At 59.3% G+C, this 15,111-nt stretch carries 11 protein-coding genes; 5 read left to right on the forward strand and 6 right to left on the reverse strand.

Translation table 11 applies throughout. From position 1 onward, the window contains the following. Positions 1–190: 190 nt before the first annotated feature. Together lon and AC1RKH_RS15850 are read right to left on the reverse strand one after the other, a co-directional pair. Entirely contained in the window at positions 191–2,611 is a 2,421-nt protein-coding gene (gene lon / locus AC1RKH_RS15845) for an endopeptidase La (protein ID WP_493062977.1), read from the reverse strand. A 770-nt stretch (positions 2,612–3,381) separates the two neighbouring features. Further along, positions 3,382–3,753 carry a DUF6124 family protein gene (locus AC1RKH_RS15850; protein ID WP_493062978.1) on the reverse strand — a complete coding sequence of 124 codons (372 nt, stop codon included), beginning with the start codon at positions 3,751–3,753 and terminating at the stop codon, positions 3,382–3,384. Between the two features lie 408 nt (positions 3,754–4,161). Here AC1RKH_RS15850 and AC1RKH_RS15855 point away from each other — a divergent pair, with 408 nt between their 5' ends. Further along, on the forward strand, positions 4,162–4,635 hold the full coding sequence (locus tag AC1RKH_RS15855) for a hypothetical protein (RefSeq protein WP_493062979.1): 474 nt from the start codon (positions 4,162–4,164) through the stop codon (positions 4,633–4,635). A gap of 134 nt (positions 4,636–4,769) precedes the next feature. Here the strand turns inward: AC1RKH_RS15855 and AC1RKH_RS15860 are convergent, their stop codons facing one another. After that, on the reverse strand, positions 4,770–7,181 hold the full coding sequence (locus AC1RKH_RS15860; protein ID WP_493062980.1) for a glucose/quinate/shikimate family membrane-bound PQQ-dependent dehydrogenase: 2,412 nt from the start codon (positions 7,179–7,181) through the stop codon (positions 4,770–4,772). A gap of 211 nt (positions 7,182–7,392) precedes the next feature. Beyond that, complete coding sequence (locus AC1RKH_RS15865) at positions 7,393–8,775, reverse strand: carbohydrate porin (RefSeq protein WP_493062981.1); 1,383 nt, start codon at positions 8,773–8,775, stop codon at positions 7,393–7,395. 312 nt (positions 8,776–9,087) lie between these two features. On the opposite strand from AC1RKH_RS15865, the gene AC1RKH_RS15870 reads away from it, so the two are divergent. Then, entirely contained in the window at positions 9,088–9,318 is a 231-nt protein-coding gene (locus AC1RKH_RS15870; protein WP_123425128.1) for a VF530 family protein, read from the forward strand. Between the two features lie 9 nt (positions 9,319–9,327). After that, complete coding sequence (locus AC1RKH_RS15875; RefSeq protein WP_493062982.1) at positions 9,328–9,999, forward strand: Pr6Pr family membrane protein; 672 nt, start codon at positions 9,328–9,330, stop codon at positions 9,997–9,999. A gap of 96 nt (positions 10,000–10,095) precedes the next feature. On the opposite strand, the gene AC1RKH_RS15880 is transcribed toward AC1RKH_RS15875, so the two are convergent. Continuing rightward, positions 10,096–10,881, reverse strand: coding sequence for a siderophore-interacting protein (locus tag AC1RKH_RS15880; RefSeq protein ID WP_493062983.1), 786 nt, complete (start codon positions 10,879–10,881; stop codon positions 10,096–10,098). Further along, complete coding sequence (locus AC1RKH_RS15885) at positions 10,878–11,456, reverse strand: PadR family transcriptional regulator (RefSeq protein ID WP_493062984.1); 579 nt, start codon at positions 11,454–11,456, stop codon at positions 10,878–10,880. The genes AC1RKH_RS15880 and AC1RKH_RS15885 overlap by 4 nt, the downstream gene beginning before the upstream one ends. 531 nt (positions 11,457–11,987) lie before the next feature. Between AC1RKH_RS15885 and AC1RKH_RS15890 the strand changes: the two genes are divergently transcribed. Both AC1RKH_RS15890 and AC1RKH_RS15895 read left to right on the forward strand, forming a co-directional pair. Continuing rightward, on the forward strand, positions 11,988–12,479 hold the full coding sequence (locus tag AC1RKH_RS15890; protein ID WP_493062985.1) for a CS1 type fimbrial major subunit: 492 nt from the start codon (positions 11,988–11,990) through the stop codon (positions 12,477–12,479). Positions 12,480–12,588: 109 nt separating this feature from the next. Continuing rightward, positions 12,589–15,111: a CS1-pili formation C-terminal domain-containing protein gene (locus tag AC1RKH_RS15895; RefSeq protein WP_493062986.1), complete on the forward strand. Its 2,523-nt coding sequence runs from the start codon at positions 12,589–12,591 to the stop codon at positions 15,109–15,111.

Below are 15,111 nucleotides of genomic sequence, written 5' to 3' on the forward strand. Positions count from 1 at the left end.
GGAACTCCGGTAATCACGACGAACGGCGAGCATAACCGAAGATGAATCAAAGTGTGATGGGATGGATGATCGTTCCCATGCTCCGCGTGGGAATGCATCCAGTGACGCTCTGCGTCGCGCTTGCGAAGGGACGCGGAGCGTCCCGGGCGGCATTCCCACGCAGAGCGTGGGAACGATTAGGTCGCGGAGGTCAGAACAACACCTTCGCCACATCCGCAAAGCGCTTGGCAAAGTGCACGGTAATCCCTTCTTTCAGGTAGTCCGGCAACTCTTCGAAACTGCCCCGGTTAGGCTCTGGCAAAATCAGTTCAAAGATCTTCTGCCGGCGCGCCGCAATGACCTTCTCGCGCACCCCGCCAATCGGCAGTACGTGCCCGGTCAGCGTCAGTTCACCGGTCATGGCCACACCTTTTTTCGGCGGTTGGTTGCGCGCCAGCGAGAGCAGGGCGCTGGCCATGGTCACGCCGGCACTCGGACCGTCTTTCGGTGTTGCACCTTCGGGGACGTGCAGGTGGATGAAGGCTTCGTCGAAGAACTTCGCGTCGCCACCGAATTGCTTGAGGTGTGAGCTGACGTAGCTGTAAGCGATTTCGGCCGATTCCTTCATCACGTCACCCAGTTGCCCGGTGAGTTTGAAGCCGCGGTTGAGGGTGTGGATGCGTGTGGCTTCGATCGGCAAGGTCGCGCCGCCCATGCTAGTCCAGGCCAGACCGGTGATGACCCCAGTACCGGACAACACTTGTTCGTTGCGGAACACCGGCATGCCCAGTGAGGCTTCGAGGTCTTTGGGGCCAAGCTTGATCACCGCTGCAGGTTCGTCGATCAGTTTCACCACGGCCTTGCGCACCAGTTTGCCCAGTTGCTTTTCCAACTGACGTACCCCGGCTTCGCGGGCGTAACCGTCGATCAAGGCTTTCAGCGCGCTGTCGCTGATAGACAGGCTGGTTTTGGAGACCCCGGCTTTCTCAAGCTGTTTTGGCCACAGGTGACGCTTGGCGATGGCGACTTTTTCTTCGGTGATGTAGCCCGACAGGCGAATCACTTCCATCCGGTCGAGCAACGGGCCGGGGATCGAGTCCAGGGTGTTGGCGGTGCAGACGAACAGCACTTTCGACAGGTCCAGGCGCAGGTCCAGGTAATGATCGAGGAATTCGACGTTCTGTTCCGGGTCGAGGGTTTCCAGCAGCGCCGAGGCCGGGTCGCCCTGATAGCTTTGGCCCATCTTGTCGATCTCGTCGAGCATGATCACCGGGTTCATTACTTCAACGTCTTTCAACGCCTGGACCAGTTTGCCCGGCAGCGCGCCGATGTAGGTGCGGCGGTGGCCCTTGATCTCGGCTTCGTCGCGCATGCCACCGACGCTGAAGCGATAGAACGGCCGCCCCAGCGATTCGGCGATGGATTTTCCAACGCTGGTTTTGCCTACACCCGGAGGGCCGACCAGCAGCACGATGGAGCCGGAGATTTCGCCTTTGTAAGCCCCGACGGCAAGGAACTCGAGGATCCGGTCCTTGATGTCGTCGAGCCCGGCGTGGTGTTTGTCGAGGACTTTGCGTGCGTGTTTGAGGTCGAGTTTGTCCTCGCCATAAACGCCCCACGGCACCGCCGTCGCCCATTCCAGGTAGTTGCGGGTCACGGCGTATTCCGGCGAGCCGGTTTCGAGGATCGACAGCTTGTTCATTTCCTCTTCGATGCGCTTCTGCGCCTGTGGCGGCAGGACTTTGCCCACCAGCCGCTGCTCGAACTGCTCGACGTCGGCGCTGCGGTCGTCTTTGGTCAGGCCCAGCTCTTGCTGGATGACCTTGAGTTGTTCCTTGAGGAAAAACTCGCGCTGGTGCTCGCCGATCTTGCGGTTCACTTCGGCGGAGATTTCTTTCTGCAAACGCGCGACTTCGACTTCCTTGCGCAGCATCGGCAGGACTTTCTCCATGCGCTTGAGCATTGGCACGCAGTCGAGCACTTCTTGCAGCTCGCTACCGGTGGCCGAGGTCAGGGCGGCGGCGAAGTCGGTCAGCGGCGACGGGTCGTTGGGGCTGAAGCGGTTGAGGTAGTTTTTCAACTCTTCGCTGTACAGCGGGTTGAGCGGCAGCAGTTCCTTGATCGCGTTGATCAGCGCCATGCCGTAGGCCTTGACCTCATCGGTCGGCTCGCTCGGCTGGTGCGGGTATTCGACTTCTACCAGATACGGTGGGCGATGGTGTTTGAGCCAGGTGCGGATGCGCACGCGGGTCAGGCCCTGGGCGACGAATTGCAGTTTGCCGTTTTCGCGGCTGGCGTGATGGACCTTCACCAGGGTGCCGTAGAGCGGCAGGGCGGACGTGTCGAAGTGTCGTGGATCTTCCTGCGGGGTGTCCATGAAGAACAGCGCCAGCGAGTGATGTTCGGACTTGGCGACCAGGTCGAGGGTTTCGGCCCAGGGTTCTTCATTGACGATCACTGGCAGCACTTGCGCCGGGAAGAATGGGCGATTGTGGATCGGGATGATGTAGACCTTGTCCGGCAGGTTCTGGCCGGGCAGGGCCAGGCCTTTGCCTTCGGAGGTGGGGTGTTCGGCGTTTTCGGGGTCGGCGTAGTCGCTCGGGTTTTCCGGGAATTCTTGCTGGTCGCTCATGGGGCACCTGCGCAATGGGGTATGAGAGATAGATGGGGCAGGTGGAGGGTGGTTTCAATGGGGGGCATCTGTAGGAGCTGCCGAAGGCTGCGATCTTTTGATCCTGGCGGCCTGACAGCCGGCCTATCTTTCACAGATGTACACCAATCAAACCTGTGGGGCTGGCTTGCCTGCGAAGGCGGCCTGACAGCCGGCCAATCTCCTGCAGACGTACACCAATCAAAACTGTGGGAGCGAGCTTGCTCGCGATGGCGGCCGGACAGCCGACTAATCTCTTGCAGGTGTACATATCCATTCCTGCGGTAACGGCCACTTGGGGTTTCGCCTGACGGCGACTCACTTTTTTTACAAGCGCCTAAAAAAAGTAAGCAAAAAAACGCTCGCCCCAAGCGTCCGGCACCTCGCCTAGGCTCGGCGTTCCCTCGCTCCGGTGTCCATCAGGGGGCATCGCCTACGGTCTGCTGCGCGACGACCTCCTCTCGATGTGTCCGGCTGCGCCGTACGGCGCTGCGCGCCAACCCCCTGATGAACACCTGCGCTCGGCCTGCCGAAGGGGCGGGTGGATCAAAGTCAAAAGCCACAGCACGGCGACCTTCCGGTCGGCCTGAGTGGTTGGGGGGGCTTACGGCTTTAGATGCTGATCGTTCGCAGATGTACATCGATCAAAACTAACGTGGGAGCGGGCTTGCTCGCGAAGGCGGACTGGCAGTCAACTGAGATGTTGAATGTGATGAACTCTTCGCGAGCAAGCTCGCTCCCACAGTCCAGTGTTACGGCTCTTCTGGCTGATCGAAACTATCCAGCGCTCGGTTCACCAACAGCTCCCCCAACGAGATCATCTGCTGAATCGCCAGCGCTACATGTCGGCGTGTGCCTTCGAGCTCGAATGCCAGATCGCTGGCCAGTACATTGACCGAGGTGAGGGTTTCCGAGGCATGGGCCAGCAGGGTTTCGTTATCCAGATCGGGGATTACAGCGAAGATGTTGGAGGGACGTTTGTCGGGCAGGTTGGCTTGGGCGAACGGTGGTTTGAGGTGGTGGTCCAGTGCGCGTTCGGCGGCGTCGTGGAGTTTTCTGGAGTCGGTGGAGGCGTACGGGGAAGTGCTTGGGGTTTCAGGCGGATTTGTAGTGATTTTGTCCATGATGACGCTCCTAAATGCGCCTAGAGTGTGCTCGGACGGTCAAACCCGGTCGCTGAATTGGCAGCGACCACCCAAGACTAGTGATGTGGCTTCCCACCGACAACCTGAAAACCATGTCAGAAGCTTCTCTGAGTCCTACTCATGGGATAAACACTCAACCCGTGGCAAAGCCGAAGCTGACAGCCCCCTACATGGGGTTTGCATCGTGTCGGGCGTTTTGTAGATAAGTGGTAAAAACCACTTTAAACCGATAGACGGTCGTAAAACCTGTCAGATCTGACAGTAGCCGGTGCAGGGGATAGGGCGTTTAATTTCCAGCAGGTCCACTCGATCACCTCTTGTTGAAGAAGGACCACCAGCAACGCCTGTTCGGAGGTGCATCAATTCAACTGCGATGGAGAGCGTGAAATGACTGTTAAAGAAAACCTGACCCAACTCCCTGCACCTAGTGCACCTGTTTATCGAGTCGATGACGGCACATTAGTAGTGAACTGTCGAAGCTTGACGGTAGAGGGAACAAATCGGTGGTTGCCTGTGACCATCAGTACCGATTCTGTGCACATGCCAAAAGGCACGATTGTCACGGTGCATTCGGTCGGTACTACTGACGCTGCCGGGCTTGTTGTCATCCCAGGGACCGAGTTCTCGGAAAAGTACACTGTCACTGGTAGAGAGGTGGGTGGGGAGTTCCAGGTGAAGGTACCGTACTTGACCAAAATCAAACCCATTCAGCCACCGCAAGAGTCTGGTCTTCCCTCTGGATTTATCAGGATCCGGTACAGCTTGCTGGTAGATGGCGAGCCGACCAAGTCTCATGCTTTTTTGCATGGGGTGAGGTTGCTCGCCAATGGTCGCTACTGCGAAGAAGTGTCAGCACATTAATCAAGAAGTTGTTTGTCTAGTCCTGAAACAGGTGCAAACCGGTTTCAGGAACAGACATATTCAGGGCGAGACATGACCCACAAAAAAGGCGACTACCTCACAGTAGTCGCCTTCTTTTTAACTGCCGCTAACGCTTATTCCGACAGTTTGTAAGCGATCACATAGTCGCCCATCTTGGTACCCAGCGAACCATGACCGCCCACAACCAGCAGCACGTACTGTTTGCCGTCCTTGCCGGTGTAGGTCATCGGTGTGGCTTGGCCGCCGGCCGGTAGGCGCGACTTCCACAGTTCTTTGCCGTTGTTGACGTCATAGGCGCGCAGGTACTGGTCCAGGGTGCCGCTGAGGAAGCCGACGCCACCGGCAGTGACGATCGAGCCGCCCATGCTTGGCACGCCGATTGGCAGGCCGATAGGCAGCGGCGAGCTGTCGCGGCTGGTGCCGTTTTTGCGCTTCCACACCACTTTGTTGGTGGTCAGGTCGATACCGGCGACATAGCCCCAGGCCGGAGCCTGGCACGGTACGCCGAATGGCGACATGAACGGGTGCATGGTCACCGCGTACGGTGCGCCGGTGTTGGGTTGGATGCCGGAGGTCTCGCTCTCGCGCTTGCTCCCGGCAGCCACTTCAGCCTGCGGGATCAGTTTGGAGACGAACGCCATGTAGTTCGGGCTGGTGAACAGCATCTGGCGAACCGGGTCGAGCGACACGCTGCCCCAGTTGAACACACCGACGTTACCCGGATAGATCAGGCTGCCCTGCAACGATGGCGGGGTGTACTGGCCTTCGTAACGCAGTTGCTTGAACTGGATGCGGCAGAGCATCTGGTCGAACGGGCTGGCGCCCCACATGGCTTTTTCGGTCAGGTCCGGGCCGAGCAGGTTGAGGTCCGAGCGTGCCTGGGTCGGTGCGGTATGGTCGCCGGTGACCGCGCCTTGCGGTGCTGGCACTTCGCGAATCGGCACGATCGGTGTGCCGTTGCGACGGTCGAGCACATACAGGCTGCCCTGTTTGGTCGGTGCGATCAGCGCCGGCTTGATGCCGTCGGCGGTCTTCAGGTCGAGCAGGGTCGGCTGGCTGCCGACGTCCATGTCCCACAGGTCGTGGTGGGTGAACTGGAAGTTCCAGCGCACCTTGCCGGTCGCCAGGTCCAGGGCAACCATGCCGGCGCTGAATTTTTCTGCACCCGGTGTGCGGTCGGCACCCCACTGGTCAGGCATCTGGTTGCCCAGCGGCAGGTAGACCATGCCGAGTTTCTCGTCGACGCTGGCCAGCGACCACATGTTCGGCGAGTTGCGGGTGTAGACCTTGCCCGGGGCCAAAGGCTCGGTCGCCTCAGGGTTGCCGCTGTCCCAGTTCCACACCAGGTGACCGTCGCGGATGTCGAAGGCGCGGATCACGCCGGATGGCTCGTTGGTCGACTCGTTGTCGGTGACGTGACCGCCCATGATCACCAGATCACGGGTGATCGCCGCCGGCGAGGTGGCGTAGTAGCCACCGGGGGTGAACGGGCCGATACCTTGGGTCAGGTCAACCACGCCGTGATCGCCGAAGCCTTCGCAGACCTTGCCGGTGTCGGCGTTCAGGGCGATCAGACGCGCATCGGCGGTGGGCAGGTAGAGACGACGCGGGCAGGCTTGCGCAACGGCTTTGCCAGCCTCGGAGATGACGGCGGCCGAAGCGTTGTCAGCCTTGGCGTAGGCGTTCTCGTCGTAGTAGGAAACGCCACGGCAGGTCATGTGGGCAAAGCCCTTGAAGCCCACCGGGCTCTTGATCTGCGGGTCGAAGCGCCAGAGTTCCTTGCCGGTGTCCGGGTCCAACGCCAGCACCTTGCTGTGGGCGGTGCAGGCATAGAGCATGCCGTTGACCTTCAGCGGAGTGTTCTCGTTGGTCAGCTCCACCGGATCGTCGGCGGTCGGCAGGTCGCCGGTGCGGATGCGCCAGGCTTCCTGCAGCTTGCCGACGTTGGCCGGGGTGATCTGCTTCAGTGGCGAGTAGCGGTCGCCGAATTCGGTGCGGCCATAGGACTGCCACTCGCCTTCGGGCATGGCTGGCGCGGTGCTGGTCATGTCGGCAGTGTCGCGGCCCAACTCGCCCATGATCTCACCCGGGTGGGTGAACTGGCTGGCAACGGCGGTGGCGCCGGCCAGGACCACGGCCACGCTCAGCGCAGCGGTACCCAGTGGCGCGGCGCCGTCACGCAGCAACGGACGGCGGAACCACGGCAACAGCAGGACCACGCCAAGGGCGAACCACAACGACAGACGTGGCACCAGTTGCCACCAGTCGAGGCCGACTTCCCACAGCGACCATACCGTACTGGCGAACAGCACCACGGCGTACAGGCCCAACGCTGCACGGCGCGTGGCCAGCAGCAAAATCCCGGTCAGCGCCAGGCCGATACCGGCCAGCAGGTAGTACAGCGAGCCGCCGAGCATGCTCAGCTTGATCCCCCCGGCCAGCAAGGCCAGGCCCATTAGCAGAAGCACGATACCGAGCAGGCTCGGTAGCAGACGGCTTCGACTCAAAGCACCATCAGTGCTCATAGTGTGGTTCTCCGTGACGTTTTAAGTAGTCCCGCGCCTGTTCACTGTAGATGACGATCAGGCGTGGGCAGGTTTCAGTACAAAAAGTTCGGTTGATGCATTCCTTGTGGGAGCGAGCCTGCTCGCGATAGCGGCTTGAGATTCAGCACAGATGTCGACTGACAGACCACCATCGCGAGCAAGCTCGCTCCCACAGGTTTTGTGTTGTTGATTAGAACGACGACTGGATTTTGATCCCGCCGATCAGCGCGTCATCGACCTCATTCACTCCTCCGGGATGGCGGATGTATTGCAGGTTCGGGCGCACGGTCAGCCAGTTGGTCACATGCACGCCGTAATAGAGTTCGGCGCTGTATTCGGTGTCTTGCGGCGGCAAAAAGGACGGGTCGTTGAAGTCGAAGACCGCGTGCGCCTGGTTGGTCGCCTCGGCGTTCTTGCGGAAGGCCGGGTTGACGTGAACCCGGGCCATGGCGAAGCCGATGTCGTCTTTGCTGCGGGCATCGAACAGGCCTTTGTAGACGACGCCGGCCTGGACATAGTTGTCGACGGCGTTGGTCTTCTTGTCGTGCATCGTGCCGTTGGCGAACACACTCAAGCCCCGCGAATGATCACTGGCGCGGCTGGTCAGCTGTTGCTGCACGCCCAGCCAGACACCGTGTTTGCTCGATGCGCTGCGATACGCCTCGCCACTCAGGGCCGCCGGCTGACCGTTGCTGTCCTTGTAGACGTCGGTGGCCTTGGCGCTGCTGTAGTAGTAACCGGCGCGGTATTCGCCCGGCAGACCGTTGAGTTTTGGCGTCCAGACCAGCTCCACCGGCAGCACCGTGCCCTGGGTGCCGCTGCCGCTGAGCTTGAAGCCGTTGTCGCGATCCAGGTTCGACGGGTTCTGTTCATAGGCGCCGATTTGGGCGTAGAGCTCAGGCGTCAGGTGATATTTGACCCGCAGCGCCCATTGGCTGACCGGCCAGTTGTACCAGATGCCACCGGCCCAGTTGCCAACCTGAGAGCCGCAGAACGCCAGGTTCTGGAAGTCGCAGGGAAAGCTGTTGAAGTCTTCGCCTTCACCAAAGCGGCCGGCTTTGATGTCGAGTTTCTGATCGAAGAATTTCTGCTGATACCACATCTGCGTCAGCCGGGTGGTCTGGCCACGGCCCCAGACTTCCTGGGCCGAAGTGAAACCGCCGACACGCGGATCGTTGATCCGGTCGTTGCTGATGTTGTTGCCGCTGCGTTCGGTGATGGTCAGCTGAAATTCAGCGTCGTGCCAGCCGAGGATCTTTTGCAGGTCCAGGTGCGTACCGAGGCCGAACTGGTCGCTATAGCGCGCGGTGCGATCGTGGTCGTAGCCGCCGTGCAGGTTGCTGCCCATCTCGCCGGTGTAGTCGAGCTTGAAGTCGTAGCCTTTTTCCGCGAGTTCGGTGCGTGCGCCGTTCCAGTCGCCGAGCATCCACGGTGAGTCGCTATCGAATGCAGGGGCAGCTTGAATGCAATTGGCAAGGCCGAGGGCGCTGAGTCCGCCGATCAGGGTTATGGCTTTTCGGGCAGCAACAGTGGGGCGGACAGCGCTGTCTCGCAAAGTCTGAATGTCGGGCATAGAGAAGGAATTCTTGGTCTTTTAGGGGGGAGAGCGCTGAACGCTGCGAGGGTGAGTCGGGCAGGTGAAGCGTTTCAGCTTTAGGGGCGCAAGGATAATGATCTGTTACACAGAGAGAAAGGGCTTTTCTTGACATGGATCATTTCGGATTTGGTAACAGTGTGAATAACGCATAAGCATCTTGCTGTCCTACGGGGGGACCTACAGTTAACCCGGTATCCGACAAACACCTTTGCCGAAGGTCCTTCCACCGGACAGCACCCTCGGCTATGGTGCGCGGCTTCCTTTACTTTCTTCGTTCAAAGGCCTGGCATGACCGAACAGAACACCAACCCGCTGCACGGCGTGACCCTGGAACAGATCCTCAACGCGCTGGTTGAACACTACGAATGGTCGGGGCTGGCCGAGCGCATCGACATTCGTTGCTTCAAGAGTGATCCGAGTATCAAGTCGAGTCTGACCTTTCTGCGCAAAACCCCGTGGGCCCGCGAGAAAGTCGAAAAGCTCTACGTGAAATTGATGCGCACCAAACGTCCGCTCTAAGGAATATAGATGCCCGCCGAGCCGACTCGACACCCAACGCATGTGAAGGGATTCACCTGCCTGGCCGCTGTATTGGGCTGGCTGGGATTGAGCATTCAGCTGTACCTGGTGTTTTACGGTCGCTGGAGTATCGACGCCAGCCTGCTCGGTGGGCTGATGAGCTACTTCAGTTACTTTACGGTCCTGACCAATACGCTGGCGGCGACGGTGCTGACGTGTGCCGTAACCTCACGGGAATCAAAGGGCCGCGAGTTTTTCCTGCAGCCATGGGTCAGCAGCGGGATCGCCGTGAGCATTGCCGTGGTCGGTCTGGCGTACAGCCTGTTATTGCGGCACTTGTGGCACCCGCAGGGCTGGCAGTTCATCGCCGACGAGCTGCTGCATGACGTCATGCCGTTGCTGTTTCTGCTGTATTGGTGGCGGTGCGTGCCCAAGGGCACCTTGCGCCTGAGCCACATCGGGTTGTGGGTGATTTACCCGGTGGTGTATTTCGCTTATTCCTTGCTGCGCGGACACTCGCTGGGGCTCTACCCCTATCCTTTCATCGATGTCGAAAAGCTCGGTTATCCACAGGTGTTCATCAATGCCAGCGGGATATTGCTGGGGTTTGTGGTGATTGCGCTGGTGGTGGTTGGGCTGGATCGCTGGCAAGGATGTCATGGTACACGTCCAGATGTGTAGCGCGGGTGACATTGCCTTCGCGAGCAAGCCCGCTCCCACAGGGGGCGCGGATCAAATGTGGGAGCGGGCTTGCTCGCGAAGGGGCCCTCGAAGGGATTACTCCTCGTCGCTGTCGTCGAGCTTCCAATAACCCACGGCCTTCACCTGATCTTGACTCAAACCCTTCTCGTCCAGCAGCACGCGGCGGATCTGTCGTGAGACTCTGGATTCGGTCGCGATCCATGCATACAAATCGCCGCTCGGCATTGGCAGCTGTTGCATGGTGGTCAGCAGGTGGTTCTGACCCGCTTCGCGCAAGACCCAGATCACCTTGACCTCTGCCGGGCTTTCAAGGACTTGCTGTTCAGCGCCGTTCTCGATTTCTACCACCACCAGTGCGCGCCGGTTGGCCGCCAGGCCTTCGAGGCGGCGGGCGATGGCGGGCAGGGCGGTCTCGTCACCGATCAGCAGATAACTGTCGAAGACGTCCGGCACGATCATCGAGCCGCGTGGCCCGCCGATATGCAGGAACTGGCCAGGTGTGGCCTGCGCCGCCCAAGTGGCGGCAGGGCCATCGCCGTGCAGGACGAAGTCGATGTCCAGCTCCAGCGTGTCCAGGTCGTAACGGCGTGGCGTGTAGTCGCGCATTGCAGGCAACGGCCCGTGGTCTTTGCCGGCGCCCAGTACCAGGGTTTCCAGTGTTGCGTGTTCCGCTGCGGTTTGTGGGAAAAACAGCTTTACGTGGTCGTCGGTTCCGAGGCTGACAAAACCGGCCAGCTCCGCTCCGCCGAGGGTGATCCGGCGCATGCGCGGGGTCAGGTCGAGCACCCGCAGCACTTGCAGACGGCGGCGTTTGAGTTCGTGGCTGACACGGTGAATGGTTTGCACGATGACTTCAGTCATTCGGCCTTCTCCTGAACAGGTTGAACGACAGGGCCATCGACGATGGCTTTGGCGGTGTTGTTGAGCAAATCGCGCACCCGCAGGATTTCTTCCGGGCTCCAGCGTCCGTGATGCATTTGCAGGGCATGACGCAGGTTGTGCACCGCTTCGTGAATTTCGGCGGGTCGATCCTGGCCGCGCAACGAGCGCTTGCTGACTTCGATACGCATGCGCACGCCATCCAGGGCGATCGCCTGTTCGCTTAATGACAGACGTCCGGCGTCGGTGATGCTGTAGCGTTTTTTCCCGCCCTCGGCGTCGCCGAGGATCATTTCGCTTTCTTCAAGAAAGGTCAGCGTCGGGTAGATCACGCCGGGGCTGGGGCAGTAGGCGCCGTCGAACATACTTTCGATCTGGCGAATCAGGTCGTAGCCGTGGCACGGCTGTTCGGCGATCAGCGCCAACAGCAGCAGTTTCAGATCGCCGGGGGCGAACACCCGCGGGCCACGACCACCGCGTTCGCGGCCGGGGCCTGGGCGTTTTTCGAAGCCGTCGCGGCCCTCGCTGTGGTCACGGTGGGAATGATGGTCTCTCATTTTTAAGTGCTCTCGTCGTGTTTAGATACAACTTAAGATATATCTTTACAGAAAATCAAGGGCACAGGACCAACGGTCAAGCGCGGGAGCGGGAGAAGGCAAGAGATCTATTTGTACAATTGTTGGACAATAACTATCGAAAAAACGCGGGGTTTTAATGCTGTCGTGTCTTCGGAAATTAGTGTTAACTCTCTAATAGTTCGGTTCAGGCCTTTATTTGCTAGTTATGAGGTGTTGGTATTACGGACAATGCGTTGTCTGGTGTGCTGTATTGTTTTTTTAACTTTTCTGTCTGTAGTCTGGCTCTTACAGCTGCTCACTGTTTTTTTTGATATTTCGGGTTTTGTCACTCTTTATCTGCGGCGCCCTGGCTACAGGCTCGCAGGAACTTGCCTGCTTACTTTCCATAGGAATTGCCCGATCATTCGCTGGCGTTGAAAGTTGAGATAAAGCGCTATCACGGTGTGTGATTGGCCTTCGGTTTGTTTCAACTTTCAATGATCCAAACCTTATTAAACAGACAGGTATCGAATGATGTTCAAGAAATTCGCAATTGCTGCTCCTTTGGCTGTTCTGGCGCTGGGTTCTTCCGTCGTATTTGCCGCCGGCGAAGCCAAACACTCCATCAGTCTGGTGGCCCACGTTCCGACCAATGGCTTCTACGTCGTTCCAGTCGATGCGGACCTGGTCAACAAGGATCAGGACATGAGCCACAACCCGGCGACAGGTACCATGCGTCAGGTGAACGGCTTCTTCGACATGCGCAACATCAACGGTTCGGTTCACGCCAGCGTGGAAGGCACACCGAAACTCATCTCCGGAGCCAATACCATTAACCTGTTAGTAGAGGTCAGCAACAAAGAGCTCAACAACACCCCACAATTGGTCGCGGGCGAAGTAGAGTCGAACGTGAACTTCCGCGCCCCTGTGCGTATTAGCGCAAAAGGGGCGACCTTTGCTCCGGGTGACTACACCGGTTCGGTGACCATGTTGTTCGACGCGGTTCCCCCTGTCGCGCTTTGAATTTCAAACATGATAGTAAACGCTTACTTGCCTAAGTAACGTAACCGGTTGGCAAACACTTCTGTTTGCCGGCCGGGCTTTAACCAATCTGTAATTAGAGTGCTCGTTCATGTTCCCGATGACGCCCATCGCGGCTGCACTTGCGTTGCTGTTTTGTAGCAGTGCATTCGCAGCGCCCGCTCCTGTTGGTCATACACCGAGAAGTTTGTTGGCCCAGGCCAAAGGCTTACCGGCGGATTTCGAAGAACACTTTTTCGATGTGCCGTTGGCGGTTCGGGTTGAACGTGATCAACAGCCACTTGGTGAGGCCATGATTGTGTTGTCCCGCGATGATCGCATCACCTTGCTCGAATTTACCGATACCAGCGAAAGCCGCTACAGCGCCAGCGAGCGTGAAACCTGGGCCGATTACCTCAAGCCTGGCGTGGCGCTGGGCGCCTGTGCCGGTACGTGTCCAGAGAAAATGCTGGCGATCCACTACAACCTCGAAAATTCATTGGTGTCGATCGTCACTGAAAATGCCGAGCGCGACACTGAAACCAAGCGTTATTACGACCAGCCCGAAGGCGGCAGCAGCGGCCTGATCGTGCGCAACCAGCTCAACCTCAATGGCGGTCAGGATCAGGACCTGGGCGGACGATTTGGCCTTGAGGCCAGCGGCAGCCTGGGCAACTGGAGCCAGACTCTCAACCTGCAACTGGCCCGTCTCGGCGGACCGGATGACAAGCTGTATCACTCGATCTACGAGCTCTACACCCAGCGCGAGTTACAAGGCAGTTTTGCCCGGCTGGGCTATTTCACCCCGAATTCCGAAGGTCTGACACGCCAGCCACGCTCGTTCGGCAACAGTCCCGATACCGCCGTGGGAGTGATGTTCGGCAGCTCCGACAGTCTGGCGATCGACAGCCTGAAGCCCAGCGTTTATCCGATTTATGTCACCGCCAATCGGCAGGCCTCGGTGGAAATCTACCGCGACGGTCTGCTGCTCAATACTCAATCGGTGCCCGCCGGCCTGCAGACCCTCGACACGCGACCGCTGCCCGGCGGTATCTATGAAGTGGAAGTGCGCTTGATCGAAGACGGTCAAATCACCTCGACGACCCTGGAGCTGGTGTACAAGCCGAACAACTGGCGCAACCACGATGAGCGCTGGCGCTACAACCTGTTTGCCGGGCAGGAAACCAAACTGCTCAGCAACTGGGATCAACAGGCCAGTGGCAGTGCGACCGCGGGGGCTTCGATCAACTACCTGCTGCACCCACGAGTCATTCTTGGGCTGTCGGCGCGTGAGGTGCGGGAAAAACTGCAATACGGCATTTCCATCGACTGGACCCTGGCCAACAGCACCAGCCTGTACGCCAACGTTTACCAGACCGAAGACCACGGCACCGGCGCGGATCTGCAAGGCCTTTACAACTATGGCGCTGGCAGTCTGGTGATCAGCCACAACCGCAGCTGGCTCGACACCCGCGACATCTACGAAACCCTGCCCGACGGCACCCGTGTGCGCCAGCGCAATGTGTTCACCGGCCAGACCAGTAACTCATCGTTGGCGCTGAACCATCGGGTCAGCCGCAAAAGCTCGCTCAACGCCCGGGTCTCCCACAGTGAGGGCAACACCGAGGGCGTAGGCGTGGACCTGGGCTGGACCCAACGCAGCGTGGTGTTTGGCAGCGACGCCCAATGGCGCTTGTCGCTGTTCGACCGCCCCGGCAGTTTCAGCAGCGGTGACGCGCGCAATCGCGGGGTCGACCTGAGTATCACCATGGCGCTGGGGGGGCCAGGGGAGCACTGGTCGGGCAGCATTGGTTCGCGCACGGCGCGTGACGGCAGCCGCGACAACAACGCCTCGCTCGGCTACCGCAAAGACTTGCAGGACCATGTGCTGCAAAGCGTCTCGGCCACGGCGCTCACCGACATCTACGGCATCGGCTTGTCCAGCCTGGCGAACTTTCGCACCGATACGATCAATGGCGACGGGTTTATTCAGCGCTCCTCTTTTAACGGTAATTTCACCGGTGGCCTGAACCTGGACAGCACGGTGGCCATCGGTGCCCGGAAGATGGTGATGACCAGCCAGTATCAGGGACGTGGCGCGGGGATGATCGTCGACGTCGAGTCCGACATTGATGGTATCGCCTTGCGCGCCGACGACCTGAGTGGCGGTAGCTCGGCCTTGCGACCGGGGCGCAACTTTATTCCGATCACCGCCTACAAGAACAGCTCGGTGAGTTTCGACTTCGAAGGCAACCATGTTCCGGCCGCAACCATTCAACCGGCACGCACTGCCTATCACCTGAACAAGGGCGGCGTGGACTATCGCAAGGTCCGCGTGATGCGAACCCTGACGGTGCTCGGTCGTTTGCTCGATCCTCAGGGCCTGCCGCTCAAGGGCCACCACATCATCAACCACGCCAGCCGTGGAGTGAGTGAAGTAGACGGGTTCTTCTCCATGGAAATGAACGCCGGTTCACCCACGCTGGAAGTGCGTTATGCCGACCAGTTGTTGTGCCAATTCCGGCTCGATATGGACAAACACCGCAGTGAAAACAATGTGTTGATGATCGGTGACTTGCGGTGCAGTCCAGATACGTTGGCCGATGCTAATTCCTCTGACCAGAAGGCAGGTTGA

It is taken from the genome of Pseudomonas sp. GW822-FHT06B12, assembly GCF_058799675.1.